The sequence below is a fragment of the uncultured Algibacter sp. genome, assembly GCF_947490405.1.
In the GTDB taxonomy this organism is placed as follows: Bacteria; Bacteroidota; Bacteroidia; order Flavobacteriales; family Flavobacteriaceae; genus Algibacter_B.
This window is the reverse complement of record NZ_CANLGU010000007.1, coordinates 119,924-142,857: the sequence shown is the minus strand read 5'-3', so window position 1 is coordinate 142,857 and position 22,934 is coordinate 119,924. Positions and strand designations below refer to the sequence as shown.

Annotated in this window: 26 protein-coding genes; 15 read left to right on the top strand and 11 right to left on the bottom strand. The window is 32.7% G+C overall.

Translation table 11 applies throughout. The features are described 5' to 3' along the window. Window positions 1–27 precede the first annotated feature (27 nt). From trpB to Q0772_RS14640, 4 genes are all read left to right on the top strand, one after another. A complete protein-coding gene (trpB, locus tag Q0772_RS14655; protein ID WP_298346478.1) occupies window positions 28–1,209 on the top strand; it encodes a tryptophan synthase subunit beta in 1,182 nt (393 codons plus the stop codon). 218 nt (window positions 1,210–1,427) lie between these two features. Then, window positions 1,428–2,192 carry a tryptophan synthase subunit alpha gene (gene trpA, locus Q0772_RS14650; RefSeq protein ID WP_298346331.1) on the top strand — a complete coding sequence of 255 codons (765 nt, stop codon included), beginning with the start codon at window positions 1,428–1,430 and terminating at the stop codon, window positions 2,190–2,192. Next, window positions 2,192–2,644: a tRNA (cytidine(34)-2'-O)-methyltransferase gene (locus Q0772_RS14645; protein WP_298346329.1), complete on the top strand. Its 453-nt coding sequence runs from the start codon at window positions 2,192–2,194 to the stop codon at window positions 2,642–2,644. The genes trpA and Q0772_RS14645 overlap by 1 nt, the downstream gene beginning before the upstream one ends. Before the next feature lie 117 nt (window positions 2,645–2,761). Next, window positions 2,762–3,565, top strand: coding sequence for a DUF1080 domain-containing protein (locus tag Q0772_RS14640; protein WP_298346328.1), 804 nt, complete (start codon window positions 2,762–2,764; stop codon window positions 3,563–3,565). On the opposite strand, the gene Q0772_RS14635 is transcribed toward Q0772_RS14640, so the two are convergent. From Q0772_RS14635 to Q0772_RS14625, 3 genes are read right to left on the bottom strand one after another with little or no spacing between them, the layout of a single operon-like run. After that, window positions 3,562–3,789: a VF530 family protein gene (locus tag Q0772_RS14635; RefSeq protein WP_298346326.1), complete on the bottom strand. Its 228-nt coding sequence runs from the start codon at window positions 3,787–3,789 to the stop codon at window positions 3,562–3,564. The genes Q0772_RS14640 and Q0772_RS14635 overlap by 4 nt on opposite strands. Then, window positions 3,789–4,004, bottom strand: coding sequence for a DUF6500 family protein (locus Q0772_RS14630; protein ID WP_298346324.1), 216 nt, complete (start codon window positions 4,002–4,004; stop codon window positions 3,789–3,791). Before Q0772_RS14630 ends, Q0772_RS14635 begins: the two co-directional genes overlap by 1 nt. A gap of 6 nt (window positions 4,005–4,010) precedes the next feature. Next, on the bottom strand, window positions 4,011–5,297 hold the full coding sequence (locus Q0772_RS14625; RefSeq protein WP_298346322.1) for a DEAD/DEAH box helicase: 1,287 nt from the start codon (window positions 5,295–5,297) through the stop codon (window positions 4,011–4,013). Between the two features lie 210 nt (window positions 5,298–5,507). On the opposite strand from Q0772_RS14625, the gene Q0772_RS14620 reads away from it, so the two are divergent. After that, window positions 5,508–6,338, top strand: coding sequence for a hypothetical protein (locus tag Q0772_RS14620; RefSeq protein ID WP_298346320.1), 831 nt, complete (start codon window positions 5,508–5,510; stop codon window positions 6,336–6,338). A 98-nt stretch (window positions 6,339–6,436) separates the two neighbouring features. Here the strand turns inward: Q0772_RS14620 and Q0772_RS14615 are convergent, their stop codons facing one another. After that, complete coding sequence (locus tag Q0772_RS14615) at window positions 6,437–7,126, bottom strand: uracil-DNA glycosylase family protein (protein WP_298346318.1); 690 nt, start codon at window positions 7,124–7,126, stop codon at window positions 6,437–6,439. Between the two features lie 144 nt (window positions 7,127–7,270). On the opposite strand from Q0772_RS14615, the gene Q0772_RS14610 reads away from it, so the two are divergent. Beyond that, on the top strand, window positions 7,271–7,405 hold the full coding sequence (locus Q0772_RS14610) for a 30S ribosomal protein THX (protein WP_298346316.1): 135 nt from the start codon (window positions 7,271–7,273) through the stop codon (window positions 7,403–7,405). Window positions 7,406–7,460: 55 nt separating this feature from the next. Here Q0772_RS14610 and Q0772_RS14605 read toward each other — a convergent pair whose 3' ends face one another. After that, complete coding sequence (locus Q0772_RS14605; protein ID WP_298346314.1) at window positions 7,461–8,099, bottom strand: hypothetical protein; 639 nt, start codon at window positions 8,097–8,099, stop codon at window positions 7,461–7,463. A gap of 140 nt (window positions 8,100–8,239) precedes the next feature. Next, window positions 8,240–8,998 (bottom strand): peroxide stress protein YaaA, encoded by a 759-nt coding sequence (gene yaaA / locus Q0772_RS14600; RefSeq protein ID WP_298346312.1) that lies wholly within the window; start codon window positions 8,996–8,998, stop codon window positions 8,240–8,242. Window positions 8,999–9,210: 212 nt separating this feature from the next. Between yaaA and Q0772_RS14595 the strand changes: the two genes are divergently transcribed. Beyond that, window positions 9,211–9,639 carry a DUF1330 domain-containing protein gene (locus Q0772_RS14595; RefSeq protein ID WP_298346310.1) on the top strand — a complete coding sequence of 143 codons (429 nt, stop codon included), beginning with the start codon at window positions 9,211–9,213 and terminating at the stop codon, window positions 9,637–9,639. Between the two features lie 319 nt (window positions 9,640–9,958). Here Q0772_RS14595 and Q0772_RS14590 read toward each other — a convergent pair whose 3' ends face one another. Both Q0772_RS14590 and Q0772_RS14585 read right to left on the bottom strand, forming a co-directional pair. Beyond that, the gene (locus Q0772_RS14590; RefSeq protein ID WP_298346308.1) at window positions 9,959–10,993 is read right to left on the bottom strand and encodes an RluA family pseudouridine synthase; all 1,035 of its coding nucleotides are present in this window, start codon (window positions 10,991–10,993) and stop codon (window positions 9,959–9,961) included. A 2-nt stretch (window positions 10,994–10,995) separates the two neighbouring features. After that, a complete protein-coding gene (locus tag Q0772_RS14585; protein WP_298346306.1) occupies window positions 10,996–11,553 on the bottom strand; it encodes a PASTA domain-containing protein in 558 nt (185 codons plus the stop codon). 370 nt (window positions 11,554–11,923) lie between these two features. On the opposite strand from Q0772_RS14585, the gene Q0772_RS14580 reads away from it, so the two are divergent. The 4 genes from Q0772_RS14580 (at window position 11,924) to Q0772_RS14565 (ending at window position 15,639) form a co-directional block, all read left to right on the top strand. Next, window positions 11,924–12,904 (top strand): D-alanine--D-alanine ligase, encoded by a 981-nt coding sequence (locus tag Q0772_RS14580; RefSeq protein WP_298346304.1) that lies wholly within the window; start codon window positions 11,924–11,926, stop codon window positions 12,902–12,904. A gap of 94 nt (window positions 12,905–12,998) precedes the next feature. Beyond that, window positions 12,999–13,457: a pantetheine-phosphate adenylyltransferase gene (gene coaD / locus Q0772_RS14575; protein WP_298346302.1), complete on the top strand. Its 459-nt coding sequence runs from the start codon at window positions 12,999–13,001 to the stop codon at window positions 13,455–13,457. A gap of 5 nt (window positions 13,458–13,462) precedes the next feature. Continuing rightward, window positions 13,463–15,001 (top strand): phospholipase D family protein, encoded by a 1,539-nt coding sequence (locus Q0772_RS14570; protein ID WP_298346301.1) that lies wholly within the window; start codon window positions 13,463–13,465, stop codon window positions 14,999–15,001. 191 nt (window positions 15,002–15,192) lie between these two features. Beyond that, a complete protein-coding gene (locus tag Q0772_RS14565) occupies window positions 15,193–15,639 on the top strand; it encodes a HEAT repeat domain-containing protein (protein WP_298346299.1) in 447 nt (148 codons plus the stop codon). A 172-nt stretch (window positions 15,640–15,811) separates the two neighbouring features. On the opposite strand, the gene Q0772_RS14560 is transcribed toward Q0772_RS14565, so the two are convergent. Next, the gene (locus Q0772_RS14560) at window positions 15,812–16,549 is read right to left on the bottom strand and encodes an SDR family oxidoreductase (protein ID WP_298346297.1); all 738 of its coding nucleotides are present in this window, start codon (window positions 16,547–16,549) and stop codon (window positions 15,812–15,814) included. Window positions 16,550–16,650: 101 nt separating this feature from the next. Here Q0772_RS14560 and Q0772_RS14555 point away from each other — a divergent pair, with 101 nt between their 5' ends. The 3 genes from Q0772_RS14555 to Q0772_RS14545 all read left to right on the top strand — a co-directional run bounded on the left by Q0772_RS14555 (window position 16,651) and on the right by Q0772_RS14545 (window position 18,646). Beyond that, complete coding sequence (locus Q0772_RS14555) at window positions 16,651–16,995, top strand: helix-turn-helix domain-containing protein (RefSeq protein ID WP_298346295.1); 345 nt, start codon at window positions 16,651–16,653, stop codon at window positions 16,993–16,995. A gap of 358 nt (window positions 16,996–17,353) precedes the next feature. Next, window positions 17,354–17,956 (top strand): Crp/Fnr family transcriptional regulator, encoded by a 603-nt coding sequence (locus Q0772_RS14550; protein WP_298346293.1) that lies wholly within the window; start codon window positions 17,354–17,356, stop codon window positions 17,954–17,956. Between the two features lie 51 nt (window positions 17,957–18,007). Beyond that, window positions 18,008–18,646, top strand: a complete 639-nt coding sequence (locus Q0772_RS14545; RefSeq protein ID WP_298346291.1) for a hypothetical protein — start codon at window positions 18,008–18,010, stop codon at window positions 18,644–18,646. A gap of 320 nt (window positions 18,647–18,966) precedes the next feature. Here Q0772_RS14545 and Q0772_RS14540 read toward each other — a convergent pair whose 3' ends face one another. Both Q0772_RS14540 and Q0772_RS14535 read right to left on the bottom strand, forming a co-directional pair. After that, on the bottom strand, window positions 18,967–20,580 hold the full coding sequence (locus Q0772_RS14540; protein ID WP_298346290.1) for a SulP family inorganic anion transporter: 1,614 nt from the start codon (window positions 20,578–20,580) through the stop codon (window positions 18,967–18,969). A gap of 99 nt (window positions 20,581–20,679) precedes the next feature. Then, the gene (locus Q0772_RS14535; RefSeq protein WP_298346287.1) at window positions 20,680–21,051 is read right to left on the bottom strand and encodes a hypothetical protein; all 372 of its coding nucleotides are present in this window, start codon (window positions 21,049–21,051) and stop codon (window positions 20,680–20,682) included. Between the two features lie 146 nt (window positions 21,052–21,197). On the opposite strand from Q0772_RS14535, the gene Q0772_RS14530 reads away from it, so the two are divergent. Next, entirely contained in the window at window positions 21,198–22,934 is a 1,737-nt protein-coding gene (locus Q0772_RS14530) for a M14 family metallopeptidase (RefSeq protein ID WP_298346476.1), read from the top strand.

Genomic DNA, 22,934 nt, shown 5'->3' with positions numbered 1-22,934 from the left:
ATTAATAAATTGCATAATAAAAAAACAATGAATTATAATGTAGACGACAAAGGCTATTATGGCGAATTTGGTGGCGCATTTATCCCTGAAATGCTGCATCCAAATGTAGAAGAGTTGCGCCAAAACTACTTAAAGGTTATGGCAGAACCCGATTTTCAAAAGGAATTTGATAAGCTTTTAAAAGATTATGTTGGTAGGCCTTCGCCTTTGTATTACGCAAAACGCCTTTCGAAAAAATACAACACTAAAATTTACCTAAAGCGTGAAGATTTAAACCATACTGGTGCACATAAAATTAATAATACCATTGGACAAATTTTAATGGCGCAGCGTTTAGGAAAAACTAGAATTATTGCTGAAACTGGCGCAGGACAACACGGTGTTGCTACTGCTACAGTTTGTGCCTTAATGGGTATGGAATGTATTGTTTACATGGGCGAAATAGACATTGCAAGACAAGCACCAAATGTAGCTAGAATGAAAATGTTGGGCGCTAAAGTTGTGCCTGCATTATCTGGAAGCCGAACGCTTAAAGATGCCACTAACGAGGCTATTAGAGATTGGATTAACAACCCTGTAGATACACATTATATTATAGGATCTGCTATTGGGCCACACCCGTATCCAGATATGGTAACGCGTTTTCAGGCCGTAATTTCAGAAGAAATAAAATGGCAATTAAAGGAACAAGAAGGGCGCGAAAATCCAGATTACGTGGTAGCGTGTATTGGTGGCGGTAGTAACGCGGCTGGTACGTATTACCATTATTTACACGAGCCAGATGTTGGTATTATTGCTGTAGAAGCTGCTGGTTTAGGTATAGATTCTGGTGAGAGTGCTGCCACATCGGTACTTGGTAAAGCCGGTATTATTCACGGTTGTAAAACCTTGTTGATGCAAACCAAAGACGGACAAATTACTGAGCCCTACTCTATTTCGGCAGGGTTAGATTATCCTGGAGTTGGCCCTATGCATGCGCATTTATCTAAAACAGGTCGTGCCGAATTTTTGTCTATAACCGATAGTGATGCCATGGAAGCTGGCCTAGAATTATCTAAGCTTGAAGGTATTATTCCGGCTATAGAAACCTCGCACGCCTTTGCTATTTTTAAGCATAAAACTTTTAAACCAGACGATGTTGTGGTGATGAGTTTATCGGGGCGCGGTGATAAGGATTTACAGAATTATATAGATTATTTTAAAATTTAAATATGGTTTTACTTGACCTCACAGGTTTTAAAAACCTGTGAGGTCAAGTAAAACATAAGCGTAAGCACATAACAGTGGCGCGTTAGGGATAGAAGCGGCATCCTTTTTTGAAGCATGAAAAAAAGATATAGCGGATAGCCCGACCGTGAGCAAACCTGCAAGGTTTTTTTCTAACCTTGTAGGTGCCAGCGAGGGGAAACGCCATTAAACAGAAAAAAATGAATAGAATTGTTAGTAAACTTAACGAGGACAAAAAATTATTGTCGATATATTTCACTGCTGGTTATCCAGAGATTAATGATACGGTTTCGATAATCCAAGATCTAGAAAAAAACGGTGTGGATATGATTGAAATTGGTTTGCCGTTTAGCGACCCATTGGCCGATGGTCCAACCATACAGGATAGCTCTACGGCGGCTTTAAAAAATGGGATGACTACCGAGGTGCTTTTTAAGCAACTGGAAGGTATTCGTGATACGGTTTCTATTCCGTTGATAATTATGGGGTATTTTAACCCGATGTTTCAATATGGTGTGGAGGCGTTTTGTAAAAAATGCCAAGAGTTAGGTGTTGACGGATTGATAATTCCTGATTTGCCGGTGGATGTGTACCATAATGAATACCAAGCTATTTTTGAAAAATACGGCCTAATTAATGTATTTTTAATTACGCCACAAACTAGTGATGCACGTATACGCTACATTGATTCTATTTCGAACGGATTTATTTATATGGTGAGTAGTGCGAGTACTACTGGCGCAAAATCTGGTTTTGGTGATGAACAAACGGCGTATTTTGAGCGTATTGGTAAAATGAACTTAAACAACCCGCAAGTAATTGGTTTTGGTATTAGTAATAACGAGACGTTTACCCAGGCTACAAAATATGCGAAAGGTGCTATTATTGGTAGTGCTTTTGTAAAGCATGTAACTAAGCATGGGGTAAAAACCATAGATAGTTTTACAAAATCTATATTAAACTAATGCCTTTAAACATTGTTTTAATAGAACCCGAAATACCCAATAACACAGGAAATATTGGACGTTTAGCTTTAGCTTCAGGTTCGCATTTACATCTTGTAAAGCCTTTTGGTTTTGAAATTGATGACACTCGACTAAAACGCGCTGGTCTAGATTATTGGCCACATCTATTGGTTACCTATTACGACAATATTGATGAGTTTTTCAGTATTAATAAAGATAAAACTATGGCTTTTCTTTCCAGTCATGGTTCAAAAAAACATTGGGATATTCCTTTTGAAGATAATATGTTTTTAGTTTTTGGTAAAGAATCCGTTGGTTTACCTAAACCTTTAATTGAAGAACATCAAAATTCTCTTTTCAAAATCCCTCTGTACAGTGAGCATGTTAGAAGTTTAAATTTAGCAAATGCTGTTAGTATAGTTGTTTATGAAGGTTTAAAAAACATTATTTAAATTATGATATCAATTATTTGACTTTTACCTTTTTTTAAAAGAACTTATAAAATGAAACCATCCTAAAAGCATTGGGATAATTTTAGTTAAAAATGCAAAATCCTTATAAATATTATCATGACACTAAAACAATTTTTAACCCTAGCATGTCTTTCTCTCATTATTTTCAATTGTAAAAATAAAGTATCAAATGATACTATTGCAATAGAAAAAGAATGGATAAATTTATTTAATGGGGAAAATCTTGACGGTTGGACTCCCAAATTCTACAAAGAAGATACTGGTGTAAACTATCTAAATACTTTTAGAGTTTCCAATGGTGTTATTCAGGTTAATTATGATGATTATACTAGTTTTGATGAACGCTATGGACATTTATTTTACAACGCTCTATTTTCATCGTATCATTTAAAATTCAAATACCAATTTACCAATCAATGGATGGAGGATGCGCCACATTTTACCTATAGAAATAGTGGTATTATGTTTCATACCCAAGATCCTAAAACGATTTTAAAGAATCAAAATTGGCCCATTTCAGTAGAATATCAAATACTAGCTGAAGCTAATAAAAATGAACCTAGGCCTACTGGTAATATGTGTTCTCCTGGTACTGATATTGTAATTGATAATAAAATAAGTGATTCACATTGTGTAAGATCCTCATCTAAAACTTATAAGTGGGATGAATGGGTTCATGGCGAACTTATTGTTTATAAAGATTCTTTAGTTCAGCATTTTGTGAATGGCAATAAAGTACTAGAGTATAGTAAGCCACAAATTGGTGGCGATATTTTAATTCGAGATTTTGATAGTGCTATTAAAATTGATGGAAAACTTCTTAAAGAAGGCTATATTGGGCTTCAAGCCGAAGGTCAGGGTATAAACTTCAAAGACTTAAAAATTAAAGTTTTGGATTAACGTTTTTTATTTTCTAACATCTTTAAATACATAGCTTCTACTTTAGTTCTCGCCCAAGGTGTACGTCGTAAAAATTTTAAACTGGATTTAACAGAAGGATGATCAGTAAAACATCTGATTTTAATCGTGTAGCCCATATATTCCCATCCATAATGCGCCACCAAATCATTAATAATTTGTTCTAATTTTATACCATGAAGTGGATTATTTGGTTGAGATTCCATTATAACTTTCCGACTAATTTTTTAATTTTTACTGCCTTTTCAAAATGATCTAACTTATGAGTTTGAATCCACCAAGTAGCAGCTTCCATTAGTAATTCTGGATTGTCATTTTTGTTTTTGAAAAATGCATAAAAAGAGATACCCACGTTTTCTCCTTTTATGGCTATCTTTTTATTACAAACTTCAATAATTTTAGCTTTTAAAATCTGTTGCATAAAAAATTAATTACGCCTATCGTTTCGTCGTCTAGAATTATTCTTATTGTTTCTGTTTCGGCTATTTCTATTTCCGCCTGAATTATTCGAATTAGAATTTCTAGGTTTGTTTCTTCGTTGTCTATTTTGTCCTAGTTTAATTGGCTCTGTAGAGGCATTTGGATCAGGCTCAAAACCTTCAATAATTTCTACTTCAATAGTTTCACCTATCAATTTTTCAATACCTTTTAAAAAAGACGTTTCATCTGCACTTACTAAAGATAATGCTTGCCCATTAGCTCCTGCTCTACCTGTTCTACCTATTCTATGTACATAATCTTCTGAAATATTAGGTAATTCGAAATTGATAACATGAGGTAATAAGGGAATATCCAATCCGCGTGCTGCAATATCAGTAGCTACTAACACTCTAATTTTACCGCTTTTAAAACCAGATAAGGCTTTTGTTCTAGCGCCTTGGCTTTTATTACCATGAATAGCTGCTGCCGTAATGCCAGACTTTACCATTTTCTCACAAAGCCTATTGGCACCATGTTTTGTTCTAGTAAACACTAAAACTTGTTTCCAGTTACCATCAGAAATCAACTTTATAATCAAGCCAGTCTTCTTCCCTTTGGCTACACGATATACTTTTTGAGTAATCGCTTCAACTGTTGTGTTTTCTGGAGTTGCTTCAACTTGAACAGGATGATTTAAAATACCATGTGCTAACTTCTTAATATCTTTTGAAAAGGTTGCTGAAAACATCAAATTTTGGCGTTTATCTGGCATCAAATTAATAACCTTTTGAATATCTCTCAAAAAACCCATATCCAACATTCTATCGGCTTCATCTAAAACAAAAATCTCTACACGTTTTAATGATAATAAACCTTGACTTTGTAAATCTAATAAACGTCCAGGAGTAGCCACTAGAACGTCTACACCTCGTCTTATAGTTGCTACTTGCGGCTTTTGATTAACACCTCCAAATATTACGGCACTTCGTAAGTTTAAAAACTCGCTATATTCTCTAACATTAGCATAAACTTGTGCTGCCAACTCTCGTGTTGGAGTTAATATTAACGCTCGAATGGGTCTGTATTTTTCTTTTGGGTTTTCAGAAAGAATATGTAAAAGAGGTAATGTAAACCCTGCGGTTTTCCCTGTTCCTGTCTGTGCAGACGCTAGCACATCTTTTCCTTCTAAAACTGGTGGAATTGCTTTTTGCTGAATGGGACTCGGGGTAGTGTATCCTTTTTTGCTAATTGCTTTTAGCAAGGCTTCGGATAAGCCTAAAGATTGAAATGGCATACATAGTGTTTATGAAGATCCGTGCTGGATTTTTGAGATTACAAACCGTTTATCAATTCAATCCCCTTCTAATTAAAGACACAAAGGTACATCTAATTTTAGAATATATTTTACACACTTGTACTTGTTATAAATTTCTACTACTTTAGCTCAGCTTTTTATTAAAAGCTTGCCCAAAACTATTAAAATATAAACTTAACAAACTTTAAAATGAGACACATTACATTATTATTTATTATAGTATCAACGTTTTTACATGCGCAAAAAATAAAGGTAAAAAGAGGCGAAGTATTTTTGGATGACAATAAAGTTGCTATAATTGAGAAACAAAAAATTAAAGGTGCCAATAACTTTTTAAAAGTATTTGATAATGATAATAAGCATCTATTTAATGCTAAGTTAGTTAGTGAAGAATCTCCCTTTTTTGGAAACCAAAAAATAAGCAGCTATTTTATTATTGAATGCCTTGAGCAAAAGGATAGTATTGGCATTGAAAAATTAGGATTTTACCTTGGAGAAAAACAAGTTGTAAAATATTTAGTTAATAATGGTATATTAACTTCAACTGGTTTTAACACTTCTAAAGTTGATACTAAACTGTCTGAGACTGAATCAAAACCTAGCTACGCTCGAGAAAAGTATGAAATTGATTTGAACTATATTGAAAATGTATCTTATGTAGTGAATAGAGACACATCAAATCCTTTATTTGTTAACGAAATAAAGACCAGTACTACGGGTAGTATTCTAAATGGTTTAAGTATTGTTCAAACCAAATATGAAATCTTTCAAGGCACAGATGAAGCAAGTAAAACTCTAATTGGTTATGGCTACATAGAAAAACCTGAGATAGGAGGAGTTAAATTGATAATTGCAAACTCCAAAAACACACCTTTAGGCTATTTTGATGGTTTTAAACATTTCACGTTTTACCCATTAACAAAGTTAGAAACCAATCTGAGTAACACAAAAAGTTCAGACAGACCAATTGACGGAATATACCAGTTTACTCAAATATTAATTGAAAAAAATAAATTATAGATTTTATGTTATAAATTGATTTGTTTTTATATTAAGTTTTTCTAGTCGCGTTAATGTATATTAACTTAAGATTACTACTCTTTTGAAAATTTATCAAATCAATCTATACCAAAAAACTCCTGATACTGCATCACTCGAAAATCGAAGGTATTAAATTCTGGGTTTTTAGCTTTAAGTTGTTTATAAAGTGGCATTCTGCTTATTGAAATGTTTGCAGCGCCAGAACCTGAGGTTAATGAAACAGTTTTTATAGTTTTAATTGAGGTTTCGACTGCACTCAACCTGACAGGTAACTCAAATTTATGAATTCGAGGTACTTCATTTGAAACGATTTCCAACTTTAAATTATAATCTCTTAGATGCTTTCTAAAGAAATATTCTGGTCCGTTTTTACTATTGCCGCCAGTAAACAATAAAGTATTAATATTTGGGTATTGCTTTAAATAACTAACAATATCCCGAAGTTTAATATTTTTCATCCCCAAATCTGAAGCATCAATTTTATCACGTTCTGCACTTTCAACAATATCGCAAACACCTATTTTGTGTTTTATTAGAAATGCTTTCCGTTGTGCAATAGCTTCATTTGAATTATCATAATGCAAATTCAGATCATGTATTTTATCTATGAATAACCACAATGAATTGTAATAACTTCCGTAGCAAAAATTAACATCCTTTTCTAATAATTCTCCTGTCGAAAATCGTGGTGGCGGTAATGTGCCCACAATTAATTTTGTGGTGTCTTTTTGAATAAATGGTTTGTATGGATGCTTGTGTTTAAACATTTCTGTTATTCTTGAAATAACAAATTTAACAGTTAATCACTTGTTAATAATTTGTTCTAAGAATTATTTTTTTGTAGGTTAAAAAAAGAATTTAAAATTAATTAAGATTCCCGTCTTCACGGAAATGACAAATACTATAATTCAATGGGAAAAGGTGACAAAAAAACAAAACGCGGTAAAATAAACAGAGGCACGTTTGGAGCAAGACGACCACGAATTAAAAAGAAACCTTCAGTTGAACAACAAATTAATGTTGGAAGTAAAGCGAAACCTAAATAGTAATTTCGATATATTTTAAAAGAGGTTTCGACTGCGTTCAACCTGACATATATGATTAATTATCTAGCTCTTTTAAAAGTTTATCGACTTCAAGTATTGTTGCTCTATATAATCGTTTATTGGGTTTTGTCATATGACTAGACTCAGTTTGAACGTCTTTTAAAATTTCTTTTGCATCTTCATTCTTATTTATACTTAATAGAAATTTGGCTAATATAAGTCGCTCTTCATAAAAGGAATATCGAATATCAATTTGTCTTAAATTAGATTCTGCTGCTTCTATTTTACCTTCTCTTTCTAAAGCTAACCCGTATACAAATTGCGTTCTTGATTTTTTGAATTGTGGATGGTCTTTTATCTTCTCAACATAATGAATAACCTTCTCGCAATCTTCAATATTAAAATAAACTTCAATGAGTTGCTTAATCGCATAAAAATTATTCTGAGAGTTATCTTTTAAAGCTTCTAGATAATGCGTGATAGCATTATTATAATCTTTTATTTCTAAATATGCATCAGCAAGATTTAAACGGTTTTGATAAGATTCTGAAAACTCTAATCGCTTTTCTAAATCTTTAACTTTCTTACTAGGATTGATTACATGTGCTATCTCATTGGTTATTTTTTCTGCATCACGTTTGTTATAAACCTGCGTAATTAAGTATATAAGCGAACCCACTACAGGTAAAAACATAATTAACAATGCCCAATAATAAGAATTTCTATTTTGGTACATGTGATAAATACAGTAGCCCTGAAGTGCGATTATTAAGTAAAAATACATTTAAAATAGACTGTTAAAAGTGGATTCCTGCCTGTGTAAAAATCACTAAACTATCGAATAAAAACTAAATCGTTAGCTTTTGACATTGGCTCACTAAAATTATAGCCATCATAGTTAAATCCCTTTAAATCATCAATAGTTTTTGCATTAGTATCCACGATGTAACGTGCCATCATACCACGCGCAGCTTTTGCAAAAAACGAAATCATTTTATACTCACCGTTTTTAAAATCTTTAAAATTGGCCGTTACTACAGGGACTTTTAAAGCTTTGGCATCAATAGCCTTAAAATACTCGTTACTGGCTAGGTTTAAGAATAACTCATCATCTTTAAGCTCTTCGTTTAAAGCTTTCGTTATATCTTTTTTCCAGAATTCATAAAGATTCTTTTTAACACCAACTGGCATTTTTGTTCCCATTTCTAAACGGTAAGGTTGCATTAAATCAGTAGGTTTTAAAACACCATATAACCCTGAGAGGATACGCACTGTATTTTGAAGCGTTTCCAGTTTATTTTCTGGAATTGTATATGCATCTAAACCTCTATACACATCACCATTAAAAGCATAAACAGCGGGTCTAGCATTATCTGTTGTAAATGGTAGTTCCCAAGATTGGTTACGCTCGTAATTAAGTTGCCCCAAGGCATCAGAAATACTCATTAACTTGGATAAACTCTTAGCTGATTTCTTTTTCAACAACTTATTTAAACGCTCAGATTGTTTTAAAAATTGAGGTTCGGTATGTATTGCCGTTGGTAGTGCGGTTTCAAAATCTAAAGATTTTGCTGGTGATAATACTAATTTCATGAATCAAGCTATTTTTCAACTCAAATTTACAACTACTATTTTATTTAAGAAATTTAAGATGAGAATTATTTGTGATTTGGTTATAAATGAAATTGATGCTATTGATTTTGTAAAAATTTTCAGCTACCTTCGTTTAACGTCGGATACTAGTCAGTAAAAACGACGTATATGCGTTAAAACCATTAGGTATAATTTGAGTAAACGAAAACAATATGCAGAAATATATAGATGCAACTCCTGAATCTGGAAAGAAATTTTATCAGGACTTTCACAACAAAGGAAAAATAGTTATGCTTAACTTATTGAAGTTTCGAGAAAAAGCCGACTATAAAAATTTGGAACAAATACAGCCTGACGAAACAATTAGCGGAGAAGAAGCTTATAAACTGTATATGAAAAACACTTTGCCTGAATTAAAAAAAGCAGGTAGCCGAATAATCTATTACGGAAAAAGCAACGATTTTTTAATCGGTCCTGAGTCCGAAAAATGGGATGCAATCTTGATAGTTGAGCACGAATCTGTCATGAAATTTATGGAATTTGCGCAAAGTGAAGATTATTTAAAAAATGCTGGACATAGAACTGCTGGATTGGAAGATTCTCGATTGTTGCCTTCAACTGAAATAAAAAACTACACCTAACAACGTATAAGTTTTATTGCTAGCTTATACAAATACGTTAAACGTACCTCTCCAAAAAGAAAACAACGTTACAATTAACAACTTCAGTTAGTTAACAATTGCGTTAAGGATTGAAGCGGCATCCTTTGTGCGGAGCTTAAAGACTAAAATTTTATTTAAAAAACGGTACTGATTAACTAATGAGATCCCGAAACAGGTTCGGGACTGCTTCGCAGAAAGATATAGTGGAAAGCCTGACCCCTTTTCGGGGTAACGCTTAAAGAAAAAAATAGAACTTTTATTTATGAGATTCCTGCCTTCGCAGGAATGACAGACATATTTACATCTCTTGATGCTTTGCATATGCACGCCACTTTTCGATGCATTGCTGCATATCGTCTGGAATTTCAGTATTAAACTGCATAAACTTGCCTGTTGTAGGATGCTCGAACCCAAGTGTTTTTGCATGTAGTGCTTGCCTTGGGAGTACTTTAAAACAGTTTTCAACAAACTGCTTGTACTTTGTAAATGTGGTACCTTTTAGTATTTTTTCGCCACCGTAACGGGCATCGTTAAACAAGGTATGCCCAATGTGTTTCATGTGCACGCGAATTTGGTGTGTGCGCCCCGTTTCGAGCTTGCAAGACACCAAAGTAACGTAGCCCAAACGCTCTAGTACTTTGTAATGCGTTACTGCAGGTTTGCCTTTTTCAGCTTCATCGTCAAGAAATACGGTGTTTTGGAGTCTGTTTTTTGGATGACGGCCAATATTACCTTCAATGGTACCGTTTTCTTCTTCAATATTCCCCCAAACCAACGCCACATATTCGCGCTCACTGGTTTTATTAGCAAATTGTGCCGATAAATGCGCCATAGCTTCTTCGGTTTTAGCAACCACTAAAAGTCCGCTGGTATCTTTATCTATACGGTGCACCAATCCTGGGCGTTCGCTAGAGTTATTTGGTAAATTATCGAACCTGTAAATTAAGGCGTTTATAAGTGTACCCGAATAATTGCCATGTCCAGGATGCACCACAATGCCGGCTTCTTTATTAACTACCAGAAGGTCATCGTCCTCATAAACCACATCAATCGGGATATCCTCGCCTACCAATAAATTTTCAAATGGCGGATGCGAAAATAGCACTCTTATTTTATCAAAGGGTTTTACTTTGTAGTTGGATTTTACAGCCACATCATTAACAAAAATACTGCCTTCTTTTGCAGCCGCTTGTATTTTGTTTCGGGTAGCGTTTTCAACAAAATTCATTAAATATTTGTCTATACGCAAAGGGGCTTGCCCTTTATCTACGGTAAATGCGTGGTGTTCGTACAAGTCGTTTTCGTCTGGTAATTTCGGGGTATAATCGTCCATAATTATGGTCTGTTACCATTACCAAGTACTAAATCTATCACAGAAGTTTTGGCAAGTTTATCGCCAGCATTAAGTGTTTTTCCTTTGTGGGTGAGTTTTAAAACCATGTCCTTACCAATATTGTCTACATAAGTAACCTTACCAACTTTAAAACCTAAAGCCTCTAAAGTGGGTTTTACTTGCCTAAACGTTTGGTCTATAAGGCCCGCAGGAATATTCATTTTTCGGTAACCAGAAGGGTTAAGCGTAATATATATTTTCCTATCTTCCTTAACCTTTGATCCAGCCAATGGCTCTTGCTCAATTACCGAGAATTTAGGATAATCAGGGTTATAATTAGCCGAATCTTGAATTTTCATTATCAGATTATTGTCTTTCAATTCCACCTCGGCAACGCTTATCGATTTTCCTTTTAAATCTGGTACCGTCTCAAAATCGCCATGATTGGTTGTACTACTTAACCACTGCAATGCTAAAAAACACAAAACAACTACACTCACTACAGCCAATAAAATTTGTTTTAAAAAGGTCTTACTGGTTAGAAATTTTACAATACTCATTTAAAGAATTTTGAATTAGGCAAATATATAAAAACCGAACTGTTTTTTCTTTTGCAAGATATATGATATTTTAGCTTAACTATAAATACATACGTTTTATTGTTGCCTTTTAGATTGCAAACAAACGGTAATTTGTTTTAGGTTTTAATATTTTGGGCGTTACCACAAGGGTCGGGCTTTACGTTACAAGTCCTCGCACCTCTCCCGATAATTATCGGTATCGGGCTGTGGGCTTTCCTCTGCAATCCCTAACGCGGTGCAGAAATAAAATTAAACTTATCACACAAAAATTCGTGTTTATAACCTTTAAAAAAGCTATTATAAATAAAAAAAGATTCCCTACTGCGTGGGAATAACAAAAATAAAATTAATGAAAAATATTGCCATCATCATGGGTGGGTATTCCAGCGAATACAAAATCTCATTAACCAGCGGAAACGTGGTTTACGAAACCCTAGACCGCTCAAAATACACACCATATCGCATTCATATTTTTAAAAATAAGTGGGTATATGTAAACGATGAAGCCGATGAATTCCCTATTGATAAAAACGATTTTTCAATAAACATTGATAGTTTTAAAATTACTTTTGATTGTGTATTTAATGCCATTCATGGCTCCCCAGGAGAAGATGGTTTTATGCAAAGTTATTTAGAACTATTAGAGATTCCGCATACAAGTTGTAACATGTATCAAGCGGCAATAACCTTCAACAAAAGAGACTGTTTAAGTGTTTTAAAACCTTACGGTATAAAAACTGCCGAATCATATTTCTTAAACCTAGGTGATACTATTAATGAAACCGATATTGTTGCCAAAGTAGGTTTACCATGTTTTGTAAAAGCCAATAAAGCTGGAAGTAGTTTTGGAGTTAGCAAAGTACATAAACAAGAAGACTTACAAAATGCCATTAAAGTGGCTTTCAAAGAAGATGATGAGATTATTATCGAATCGTTTTTAGATGGTATAGAAGTATCGGTTGGTGTAATAACTTATAAAGGCAAAACCAAAGTATTACCCATCACAGAAATTGTTTCAGAAAACGATTTCTTTGATTATGAAGCTAAATACGAAGGTAAATCTCAAGAAATTACACCAGCAAGACTTACCAAAGAACAAGAAAATAAGGTAAACAAAGAAGCTAAAAAAGTATACGAAGTTTTAAAAATGAAAGGCTTTAGTAGAAGCGAATTTATTTTTAAAGATGGTGATCCTCATTTACTAGAAATGAATACTGTTCCGGGGTTAACCAAAGCAAGTATTTTGCCGCAACAGGCTGCTGTAGCTGGTATTTCATTAGCTGATTTGTTTGATAATGCTATTGAGGAGGCTTTGAGAAGCCTCACTTAATCCCTACAACAAAAGATAACAAAATACCTAATTAAAGATTTGTATATTTGAGTACTAAACTTCTCCCCTTAAAGGAGATTAAGAGGGATTTTTTATGAAACGTGCTATTTTCCCAGGGTCTTTCGACCCACTAACATTAGGCCATTACGATATCATTAAACGTGGTATTACACTTTTTGATGAAATTATCGTAGCAATTGGTATAAACGCATCCAAAAAATACATGTTTTCATTAGATGAGCGTCAGCAATTTATTATTGATGCTTTTAAAGATGAGCCCAAAGTAAAAGTGGTAACCTATAAAGGACTTACTGTTGACTTTTGCCAAAAAAACAACGTAGAATTCATATTAAGAGGCTTAAGAAATCCAGCAGATTTTGAATTTGAAAAGGCTATTGCGCACACTAACAGAGATTTAGCGCCAATTGAAACTATATTCCTTCTAACTTCAGCAGATACGTCATACATCGCCTCTTCAATTGTGCGTGATGTGATTAGAAATAATGGCGATTATACTAAGTTGGTTCCGGATAGCGTTAGAGTGAAACCATAATTTTCATGAATGCTCTATTAAAATTTAATAGTATCCTTCTTGTTTCATTTATTGTTTTAACATCTTGTAAGTATAAAAAAACTTCAATGAAAGAAACCGATTTTTGTTCAAAAATTAAAAGAGACGATAGCGTATCACTTTCTAAAGAACTAGAGGAGTTCTCTGATGTATTGGAAAATAAGACTGGAGTTTATGTACTTGAAGATGGTAGTGGTTCTATGGTTGCCAGAGCGTGGTTAACGGAATATGCTGAAAAAACTATAGATATTCAATACTTTATATTTTCAACAGACAATGTTGGTCTTATTGCTTGCGATTATTTGGTAAGAGCAGCAAACAGAGGTGTTAAAGTTCGTGTCCTGGTTGACGATATTATGGTGGATGCAAAAGCTTCAGATATACTAATCTTTAATTCTCATGAAAATATTTCGGTTAAAATATATAATCCTGGAGTTAACCTAGGAAAAAACATCTTCCAGAAAATCGGAAAATTTGCAACAAACTTTGTATCAGCCAACCAACGCATGCATAATAAAACTTTTATTGTTGATGACCAAGTTGTTATTACCGGCGGAAGAAATATAGCAAATGAGTATTTTGATTACGACCATGAATATAATTTTAGAGATAGAGACATTCTTTTAATAGGTAAGGAATCTAAATCTGTAAAAACATCGTTTGAAACGTTTTGGAATAGCGAACTAAGTGAAGATGTTACAGATGTAATTAAAGATGAACCTGAAAACTTAAATGATAAAAATAGGTTTAACAAACTCCATGAATATGCTTGTAATCCAGAAAATTTCTGGCCTCAAGTAAGAAAGCGTATTGAGAATTTACCAGAAACATTTAATGCCATTAAAAATTCTGGTGGTTTAGTTTGGCTAGACGACATTTATTTTATTTCTGATTTACCTGGAAAAAACGATAACCCATCTAGTCTATTTGGAGGTGGTATTTCTACTTCTGCTTTGGTAGATTTAGTTAATAATGCCAAATCGTCTATTGATATACAAACGCCTTATTTAATTACTTCAAAAGCTAGTCAAGATTTATTTGAGAACGCTGTAAATCGTGGTGTTAAAATCAGAATACTTACTAATAGTTTAGCTTCTACAGATAATGTTGAGGCTTTTAGTAGTTACCAATCGGATAGGGAAACATTACTAAGAACGGGCGTTAGAATTTTTGAATTTAAACCCGATGCTGAAGCACGAAAAAAAATAATGACTGGAGAACTACAGGAAGAGTTGGAGTATACACCTATTTTTGGACTTCATGCAAAATCTATGGTTATTGACGGAGAAACAACTGTAATTGGAACCTTTAATCTAGACCCTAGAAGTGCAAACTTAAATACAGAATGTATTGTGGTAGTTGATTCTGAAAAAATTTCTAAAAGTGTTTTAAAAATTATGGAAATTGAGTTTAAACCTGAAAACTCATGGGAAACCACCTTAGACTTTAATCCGGATTCTGAAGTAAGCAACTATAAACGTTTAAAAACGTGGACAAGAAAAGTAATTCCTAAAGCTATTTTATAAGTTCCCTTAAAATAACTAATAAAACGTGGCAACCTCTCAACATAAATACAACGATTAAATTTTAGCTTTTACAACTTAAACTAAAACACAATTTACTTTGTTTAAGTTTTTAAGAGTAATCCACGTCATAATTTAGTGTGTAACAATTTAATAATATTATATACATATATAATAGTTAACAACCATAATCCATGTTACACAACATTACATATTTACTCTTTAAATTAAAAGTACGTCAGCCATCTGAAAACGACATTGCTCTTTGGATGGATACTAAGGATGTACTTAAATTAGAGTATGCATTAAAACATGGTAACTACAATACTAGAAAATTAGCTGCAGAGGCTTTAGAGCATGCAGGACAATGTTCTTCTGTTCCTGTATTATTACATGCTATAAATGATAGTGTACAAAATGTATCTATAGCTGCTTTAAATGCCTTAGAGGCTTTAGGTTGTGGTGATGATTTGGTGATTTCTATTACTAAAAAACGCTTTAATTGGGTAAAGGAATTAAGAGATAAAGAAGCCAAACAAGAAGCAAACAAGGATAAGAAATACACCATTTACCGTTGGGAACGTGCCAGTAAAAAATCGTTTGATCGGGTTAAGGAACAATTGAAACGCCCTATGCGGTAATTATATGCAACATCTTCCATTTAGACTAGTAAGTATAGCTTAAATTATGATTTAACTTTGTAAAAAATTTCAGCTAATTTCGTTCAACAATAGATAAGTTTCATTGAAACGGATACTTATCTATGCATTGGTTAGAGCATAACCCACCCGAAAAATCATTACCTTTTAATTGTTAAAGTGTTGTTCCTCCATCAACAATAATTTTCTCATTTCTTAAGACTTGAGACTTATTTGAAATTAGAAATTCGACAATTGGAGCTATATCTGTTGGTTGAACAATTCTTCCAATCGGAGATGTTGACGAAAAATGCTCTAATAAATTATTAATTGCTTCATCACTCATTCCTGACTTTTTCTGAATTGGACTTTCAGTTACCCCAGGACTAACAATATTGATTCTAATACCTCTATCAGCTAGTTCTAAATTTAAAACTTTCGCTATACTTTCCAAAGCTGATTTACTTGCCGTATAAACACTTGTGTTTACAAAAGATTTAAAAACAACAATTGAAGTATTTAAAACAATGCTTGATGGGTTTTTCAAGATTGATATAAACTTTTGGATTGTAAAAAATGCACCTTTAAAATTAGTATTCATTGTTTCATCAAACAATTCTTCAGAAGTTTCTTCAAAATTAGATGCTTTAAAAATTCCTGCATTTATAAATAACCCATCAATTTTCCCAAACTGACTTTTAACCTTTAACACTAATTCATCAATATCACTTAACGAAGACGTATCGGATAAAATTCCAACACAGTTTTTACCTAATTTAAGAACAGCGGTATCTAAATTTTCTTTAGTTCTTCCTGTTATCACTACTGTATAATTTAAACTTAATAGATATTCAGCACAAGCAAACCCAATTCCTGTTGTTCCTCCTGTAATTACAATTATTTGTTTATTCATATTACGATTCCTTTTTGCAAATTTGACAAATAACTATATATTTAACAAGTACTTACTTTTTAGTAAGTAACTAACCATAAAGTTGGAAAACCTAAATTATTATGAAAACAGGAGAAAAAATAATTCAAAAAAAATACCAACAAGCTAAGGAATGTCCAATAACCATATTTATGGAACAAATTGGAGGAAAATGGAAACCTGTAATTATCTGGCTTTTACTTTTAAACGAAGTAATGCGATTTAATGAATTAGATAAAGCTATTGATGGAATTAGTCAAAAAATGTTATCTCAACAATTAAAAGATTTGGAAAAATTAGATATCATTAATAGAAAATCTTACCCAATAATTCCGCCAAAAGTTGAATATCGATTGACTAATAAAGGAAAATCTTTGAAAGAAAATTTGACTTCGATAATGGAATGGAGTAATCAAAACTTGAAATAAATTACACCAGCTAACAAGGTATAAAAAGCATAGTGCGTTTGTGCTAAACCGAGAATTCTATGTGTATTAACTAAGTACGCTAAATATATTTTTTTTGAGTTGCTGCTATTTTTCAAAGAGATTTCTAAACTAGTTCAGGACCGCTTCTCAAAAAGATATAGCGAAACATTTATGTTCATGAATTAAATAATTAAATAAAATTGCATGAATAGTAACTCGCTTAGGGTAACGCCCAAAAACGCTTTTATAACTTGAGTAATACTTAGAAATTGTTGTATTATTTGACTTTGAAAAACATTTCAGCTAAATTCGTTTAACAAACAATAAGTTTCATTAAAATGGAACTAACCTATATATTATGCGTCATTACGAAATGGTAGTAAGTAAAGAAGAAATAATAAATCGAATTAGCGAGACATATTCTAAATTGACTTTTGAATGTCAACAGAAATTATCAAATACCTCTAAAGTTTTAACATTATCAAAAGGCGAAACACTTGTTAGAGAAGGACAATACTCTGATAAAACATTTTTTATATTTTCTGGTTGTGCAAGAGCGTTCTATTTAAAAGACGGGAAAGATATTTCTGATTGGTTTGCTTTTGATAATGATTTTATTAGTTCTATAAATAGCTTTTTTCTCAATATTCCAAGTCCACATTTTATAGAATTACTAGAAGACACCGTACTATTGGAGATATCAAGAAAAGATATAGAAAAACTATCTGATGAGTATCGTGATTTTGAACGTTTAAGTAAAATAGTAGTAACAAAAACAATGCTACAACAACAGGAAAGAATTTCGTCTATGCAATTTCATACTGCAGAACAGAAGTATGATAATATTTTATCCATTAGGCCAGATATTACACAAAGAGTTCCATTAACACATATAGCTTCATATATTGGAATTACACTCGAAACATTAAGTAGAATTCGGAATTTAAAAAACCGAATTTGATATAAATCAAATGACAACTTAATTTTTAAGTTGACTTTTGCTTAAAAAAAAATGAAGCGCATACATTATTTCTCTGGAGTGGTAATTTCCCTTTTTGTTGGAGTACATTTGTTAAATCATTTATATAGTCTATTGGGAGTAAATGCTCATATTGAAATGATGAATGATTTAAGAGTTGTTTATAGAAATATAATTATAGAAAGCATATTACTTTTTGCTGTTATAATCCAAATTTTTTCAGGTGTCAAGTTATTTTTAAAAAAGAGAAAAATTGCTTCTGGTTTTTTTGAAAAATTACAAATTTGGACGGGGCTTTATCTTGCAGTTTTCTTTTTTATTCATTTAAGTGCAGTATTATCTGGAAGAATGATTTTAAATCTGGATACTAATTTTTATTTTGGTGTTGCAGGATTAAATACGTTTCCATTGAGTCTGTTTTTCATTCCATATTACAGTCTTGCAATAATTTCATTTTTTGGACATATTTCTGCTGTTCATTCAAAAAAAATGAAAAGAAAAATACTTGGTATAGAACCTGTTAAACAATCATATGGAATTCTAATAACAGGAATAATTTTTACTTTGATTATACTATACGGGTTGACTAATGAATTTAAAGGCGTAGAAATACCGAAAGAATACAATGTAATAACAGGAAATTTAAATACGAATGCAGAATACCGTATATAATTTATTTCTAGTTTATGATATACTAACGGATTTCTATTTGGTTTTATTTACTAAATCTAGTGTTTAAAAATACCACTAATGATACACGACATTGTTAAAACGGCCATTTCAAAAACGAAATTCAATCTATAACTTAATCTGACAGCTAGCAAACTAGACCGCGTTAGGGATTGCAACGGCATCCTTTTTTTAAAAGACAACTATAAGTTAAGTATAGGACGAAGTATTTACATATTAATACGTCGCTTACCCCTCTCAATAACATTAAAAAAAGATATAGTGGAAAGCCCGACCCTTGTGGTAACGCCCAAATAAAAAAATTAGAACTTATACTCTGAAAGCCCTTTGGTGAATGCTTCTGGGTTTTCGGCAAGGTGATAGCGTGGATCGTCGATACCTTCTTCAATCACTTCTCTAAATTTAGGGCTAGATTTATAAAGCAAGACTTTACAATCTTCACTTAAATGTTTAAGTCTGATTTGTTTTCCTGCGGCTTCGTATTTCTCAACCAGATTAAAAATAGCTTCTATTGCTGAGTGATCGCTTACTCGTGATTCTACAAAATCGATTTCTACTTTGTCTGGATCGTTTTTAACATCAAATTTCTCATTAAATGCTATAATAGAGCCGAAAAACAAAGGGCCCCAGATTTCATAAATCTTAGTACCATCATCCTTAATGCGCTTGCGGGCGCGTATGCGTTTGGCGTTTTCCCAAGAGAATACCAATGCGCTGATAATAACACCTGCAATTACTGCGATGGCTAAATCAAAAATTACGGTTAGGGATGATACGGCAACTAAAACAATGACATCGCTTAACGGGATTTTATTTAAGATTCTGAAACTACTCCAAGCGAATGTACCGATGACTACCATGAACATAACCCCTACTAAGGCAGCGATTGGAACTTGCTCAATTAAACCTGATGCAAAAAGGATGAATATGAGTAACAGTACTGCGGCTACAATTCCTGAAAGGCGTGTTCTACCGCCTGATTTTATGTTGATTAACGATTGCCCAATCATGGCACAACCACCCATACCACCAAATAAACCTGTTACGATGTTTGCACCGCCTTGTGCCATACACTCGCGGTTGGCATCACCTCTGGTTTCGGTTAATTCGTCTACTAAATTAAGTGTCATTAAAGATTCTATTAAACCAATAGCTGCTAATATTAGGGCATAAGGGAATATAAATTTTAAAGTTTGAAGATTGAATGGTACTTTAGAAAAAATATCGGTTTGAAATTGTGGCAAACCACCTTCTAAACCTGTTCCGCCTCCATCGCGAATAAAACTTCCTACAGTTGCTACATCCAAATTTCCGAAGATCACGATTCCTGATACTACTAAAATAGCGATTAAGGCTTCTGGTAGTTTTTTAGTCACTTTTGGCAAGCCAAACATAATTGCCATGGTAAGACCTACTAAACCTAACATAGTCCAAAGTTGAGTTCCAGAAAACCAATCGCCATTAACATCTTTAAACATTCCTAACTGTGATAAGAATATTACGATAGCTAACCCATTTACAAAGCCCATCATTACAGGGTGAGGAATGAGTCTTACAAATTTACCAAGTTTAAAAACACCCGCTAACATTTGAATGATTCCCATTAAAATAACAGTTGCAAAAAGATAATATAACCCGAGTTGCTCACTAGGTTCTCCCATAGCATTTCCTTCTGCGACTAAGCTTACCATTACAACTGCTAAAGCTCCAGTGGCACCACTAATCATGCCTGGGCGACCTCCAAAAATTGAGGTGATTAAACCAATCATGAATGCTGCGTATAACCCAACTAATGGGTCTACACCAGCAACAAAAGCAAAAGCTACTGCTTCTGGGACTAATGCTAAAGCAACAGTTATTCCACTTAAAATATCGTTTTTCGCATTGGCTGTACGCTTTCTAATAAATTCAGTCATGATCGTTTTTTTGAAGCTGCAAATTTAATCTTAATAAGTTGGCTTGCAAGATATAGGGAATATAATTTATTTTCCCAACAAACTAAAACGTTGTAGTAATTAAGATAATTGATCATTCAACCATGTAAGTCCACTTTGTCGCTCTTGAAACAGCTTAATATTGCTATTAATATTACCATTCACATTGATTAAAGTTTCAGTGGACATAACCGCTCCACTAGTTTTAGTAATTACAGCAATAGCTTTGATTTCGTTAAGGTGAACAATATTTTTTTGTGCAGTAAATGTATAAGTGTATGAATTCTTTTTATTAACTAACAATGCAAAAGGAACATCTAGAGTATTTAATAGAAAATCGTGATATTCATCAATCATAACTTCATCCATTACAACACCTTCATCAACAATAACTTCAGCTAAATTATTTTTTAAAATATTAATTGTCCCAAAGGAAAGCTTATGACTACTCATATAGTTGTTTTTTGTAGAGAGTAAAAAAAACAACACATTCAAAAATAAATTATCTAACAATAGCAATACCGAACTAAGTTAGCGATTTTTTTTTAAAGTCTATTAAATTAAGAAATTGTAGATTTATGTCATCTCAAAAACAACCTATGCGTTTATTATTAATATTGTTCATTTTAGTAGTTTCATGTAAAAACCTAAATGACACACCGACTTATGATTTTGAAACTCACTTTGAAAAATCTAAGGGGCTAGAAACAGCAACATACAAACAAACCATTGACTTTTATTCGCATTTAGCCAACGCTTACTCCGAAATATCTATACAGGCTATTGGTGAAACTGATTCTGGTGAACCCTTACATGTTGTTACTTTAAATGGAAATGCTGTTTTTGATTTTTCAGAAATTAGAAAAAATAATAAACGAATTTTACTTATAAATAATGGTATTCATCCAGGAGAATCTGATGGTATTGATGCCACAATGATGCTTTTTAGAGATATTGTAGAAGGTAAAATTGAAACTCCAAAGCAAACTGTTTTAGTAACGATTCCTATCTACAATGTTGGTGGAAGTTTAAACAGAAACTCTACAACAAGAACCAATCAAAATGGTCCAAAATCGTATGGATTTAGAGGCAACGCCCGAAACTATGATTTAAACAGAGATTTTATAAAATGTGATACTAAAAACGCGAGAACATTTGCGAAAATATTCCATAAAATAAAGCCTGATGTTTTTATAGATAATCATGTAAGCAACGGTGCTGATTATCAATACACCCTCACACATTTATTCACGCAGCACAACAAATTAGGTGGAGATTTAGGGCATTATATCCATACTGAAATGATGCCAAAACTAGAAGAAAAGTTAACTCAAAAAAAATGGGATATAACACCTTATGTAAACGTTTTTAATAGCGTTCCTGAAAAAGGGTTTTCTCAATTTATGGATTACCCAAGATATTCCACAGGATACGCAGCACTCTTTAATTGTTTAGGCATGATGGTTGAAACGCATATGCTAAAACCTTACAAACAACGTGTTGAGGGCACTTATGAGCTAATGAAAAGTATGATTGAAGTTACAGAAGAAGATGGAGAAATTATATCTGAAATTAGAAAAAAAGCTTTAGTTGACATCTATAACAATAAGACATATGCTTTAAACTGGAAAATTGATACTACTAAATTCTCCACATTAAGTTTTAAAGGCTTTGAAACTGATAGATTAAAAAGTAAAATAACCAATTTAGAAAGGTTAAAATACGATACTACGAAACCTTTTATAAAGAACGTAAAATATCAAAATCACTTTAAATCAAGTTTGCATATTGAAATACCAACAGCATATATTATTCCCAGAGGCTGGCACAACGTTATTGATTTATTAAAATTGAATCAAGTTGAAATGTCAACTCTAAAAAATGACACTATTATATCTATTGAAGGTTATAAAATTCAATCATTTGAAACCAGAAAAAATGCTTATGAAGGACATTACCCCCATTATAATACTATGCTGAAAACGGATGTTCTTGATATAGCTTTCAGTAAAGGCGATTTAATTATATATACTAAACAAAATGCCATTAGATATTTACTTGAAACTCTGGAGCCAAATGCGCCAGATTCTTTTTTCAATTGGAATTTTTTTGATACTATTTTACAACAAAAAGAAGGTTTCTCTCCTTATGTTTGGGAGGATAAAGCTTTAGAATTATTAGAAAATAACCCAAAACTCAAAGAAGAATTCGATCTTAGAAAAAGGGACCCGTCAGAATTTAATAACAACTGGTATGCCCAATTGGATTGGTTATTTAAGAACAGTGAATATTATGAAAAAGCCCATTTGCTATACCCAATTTATCGAATAAAATAA

What these genes read in the sequence shown, in the direction of transcription:
- trpB (WP_298346478.1), top strand. Translation starts at nt 28, where the DNA reads ATGAATTATAATGTAGACGACAAAGGCTATTATGGCGAATTTGGTGGC.
- trpA (WP_298346331.1), top strand. Translation starts at nt 1,428, where the DNA reads ATGAATAGAATTGTTAGTAAACTTAACGAGGACAAAAAATTATTGTCG.
- Q0772_RS14645 (WP_298346329.1), top strand. Translation starts at nt 2,192, where the DNA reads ATGCCTTTAAACATTGTTTTAATAGAACCCGAAATACCCAATAACACA.
- Q0772_RS14640 (WP_298346328.1), top strand. Translation starts at nt 2,762, where the DNA reads ATGACACTAAAACAATTTTTAACCCTAGCATGTCTTTCTCTCATTATT.
- Q0772_RS14635 (WP_298346326.1), bottom strand. Translation starts at nt 3,789, where the DNA reads ATGGAATCTCAACCAAATAATCCACTTCATGGTATAAAATTAGAACAA.
- Q0772_RS14630 (WP_298346324.1), bottom strand. Translation starts at nt 4,004, where the DNA reads ATGCAACAGATTTTAAAAGCTAAAATTATTGAAGTTTGTAATAAAAAG.
- Q0772_RS14625 (WP_298346322.1), bottom strand. Translation starts at nt 5,297, where the DNA reads ATGCCATTTCAATCTTTAGGCTTATCCGAAGCCTTGCTAAAAGCAATT.
- Q0772_RS14620 (WP_298346320.1), top strand. Translation starts at nt 5,508, where the DNA reads ATGAGACACATTACATTATTATTTATTATAGTATCAACGTTTTTACAT.
- Q0772_RS14615 (WP_298346318.1), bottom strand. Translation starts at nt 7,126, where the DNA reads ATGTTTAAACACAAGCATCCATACAAACCATTTATTCAAAAAGACACC.
- Q0772_RS14610 (WP_298346316.1), top strand. Translation starts at nt 7,271, where the DNA reads ATGGGAAAAGGTGACAAAAAAACAAAACGCGGTAAAATAAACAGAGGC.
- Q0772_RS14605 (WP_298346314.1), bottom strand. Translation starts at nt 8,099, where the DNA reads ATGTTTTTACCTGTAGTGGGTTCGCTTATATACTTAATTACGCAGGTT.
- yaaA (WP_298346312.1), bottom strand. Translation starts at nt 8,998, where the DNA reads ATGAAATTAGTATTATCACCAGCAAAATCTTTAGATTTTGAAACCGCA.
- Q0772_RS14595 (WP_298346310.1), top strand. Translation starts at nt 9,211, where the DNA reads ATGCAGAAATATATAGATGCAACTCCTGAATCTGGAAAGAAATTTTAT.
- Q0772_RS14590 (WP_298346308.1), bottom strand. Translation starts at nt 10,993, where the DNA reads ATGGACGATTATACCCCGAAATTACCAGACGAAAACGACTTGTACGAA.
- Q0772_RS14585 (WP_298346306.1), bottom strand. Translation starts at nt 11,553, where the DNA reads ATGAGTATTGTAAAATTTCTAACCAGTAAGACCTTTTTAAAACAAATT.
- Q0772_RS14580 (WP_298346304.1), top strand. Translation starts at nt 11,924, where the DNA reads ATGAAAAATATTGCCATCATCATGGGTGGGTATTCCAGCGAATACAAA.
- coaD (WP_298346302.1), top strand. Translation starts at nt 12,999, where the DNA reads ATGAAACGTGCTATTTTCCCAGGGTCTTTCGACCCACTAACATTAGGC.
- Q0772_RS14570 (WP_298346301.1), top strand. Translation starts at nt 13,463, where the DNA reads ATGAATGCTCTATTAAAATTTAATAGTATCCTTCTTGTTTCATTTATT.
- Q0772_RS14565 (WP_298346299.1), top strand. Translation starts at nt 15,193, where the DNA reads ATGTTACACAACATTACATATTTACTCTTTAAATTAAAAGTACGTCAG.
- Q0772_RS14560 (WP_298346297.1), bottom strand. Translation starts at nt 16,549, where the DNA reads ATGAATAAACAAATAATTGTAATTACAGGAGGAACAACAGGAATTGGG.
- Q0772_RS14555 (WP_298346295.1), top strand. Translation starts at nt 16,651, where the DNA reads ATGAAAACAGGAGAAAAAATAATTCAAAAAAAATACCAACAAGCTAAG.
- Q0772_RS14550 (WP_298346293.1), top strand. Translation starts at nt 17,354, where the DNA reads ATGCGTCATTACGAAATGGTAGTAAGTAAAGAAGAAATAATAAATCGA.
- Q0772_RS14545 (WP_298346291.1), top strand. Translation starts at nt 18,008, where the DNA reads ATGAAGCGCATACATTATTTCTCTGGAGTGGTAATTTCCCTTTTTGTT.
- Q0772_RS14540 (WP_298346290.1), bottom strand. Translation starts at nt 20,580, where the DNA reads ATGACTGAATTTATTAGAAAGCGTACAGCCAATGCGAAAAACGATATT.
- Q0772_RS14535 (WP_298346287.1), bottom strand. Translation starts at nt 21,051, where the DNA reads ATGAGTAGTCATAAGCTTTCCTTTGGGACAATTAATATTTTAAAAAAT.
- Q0772_RS14530 (WP_298346476.1), top strand. Translation starts at nt 21,198, where the DNA reads ATGCGTTTATTATTAATATTGTTCATTTTAGTAGTTTCATGTAAAAAC.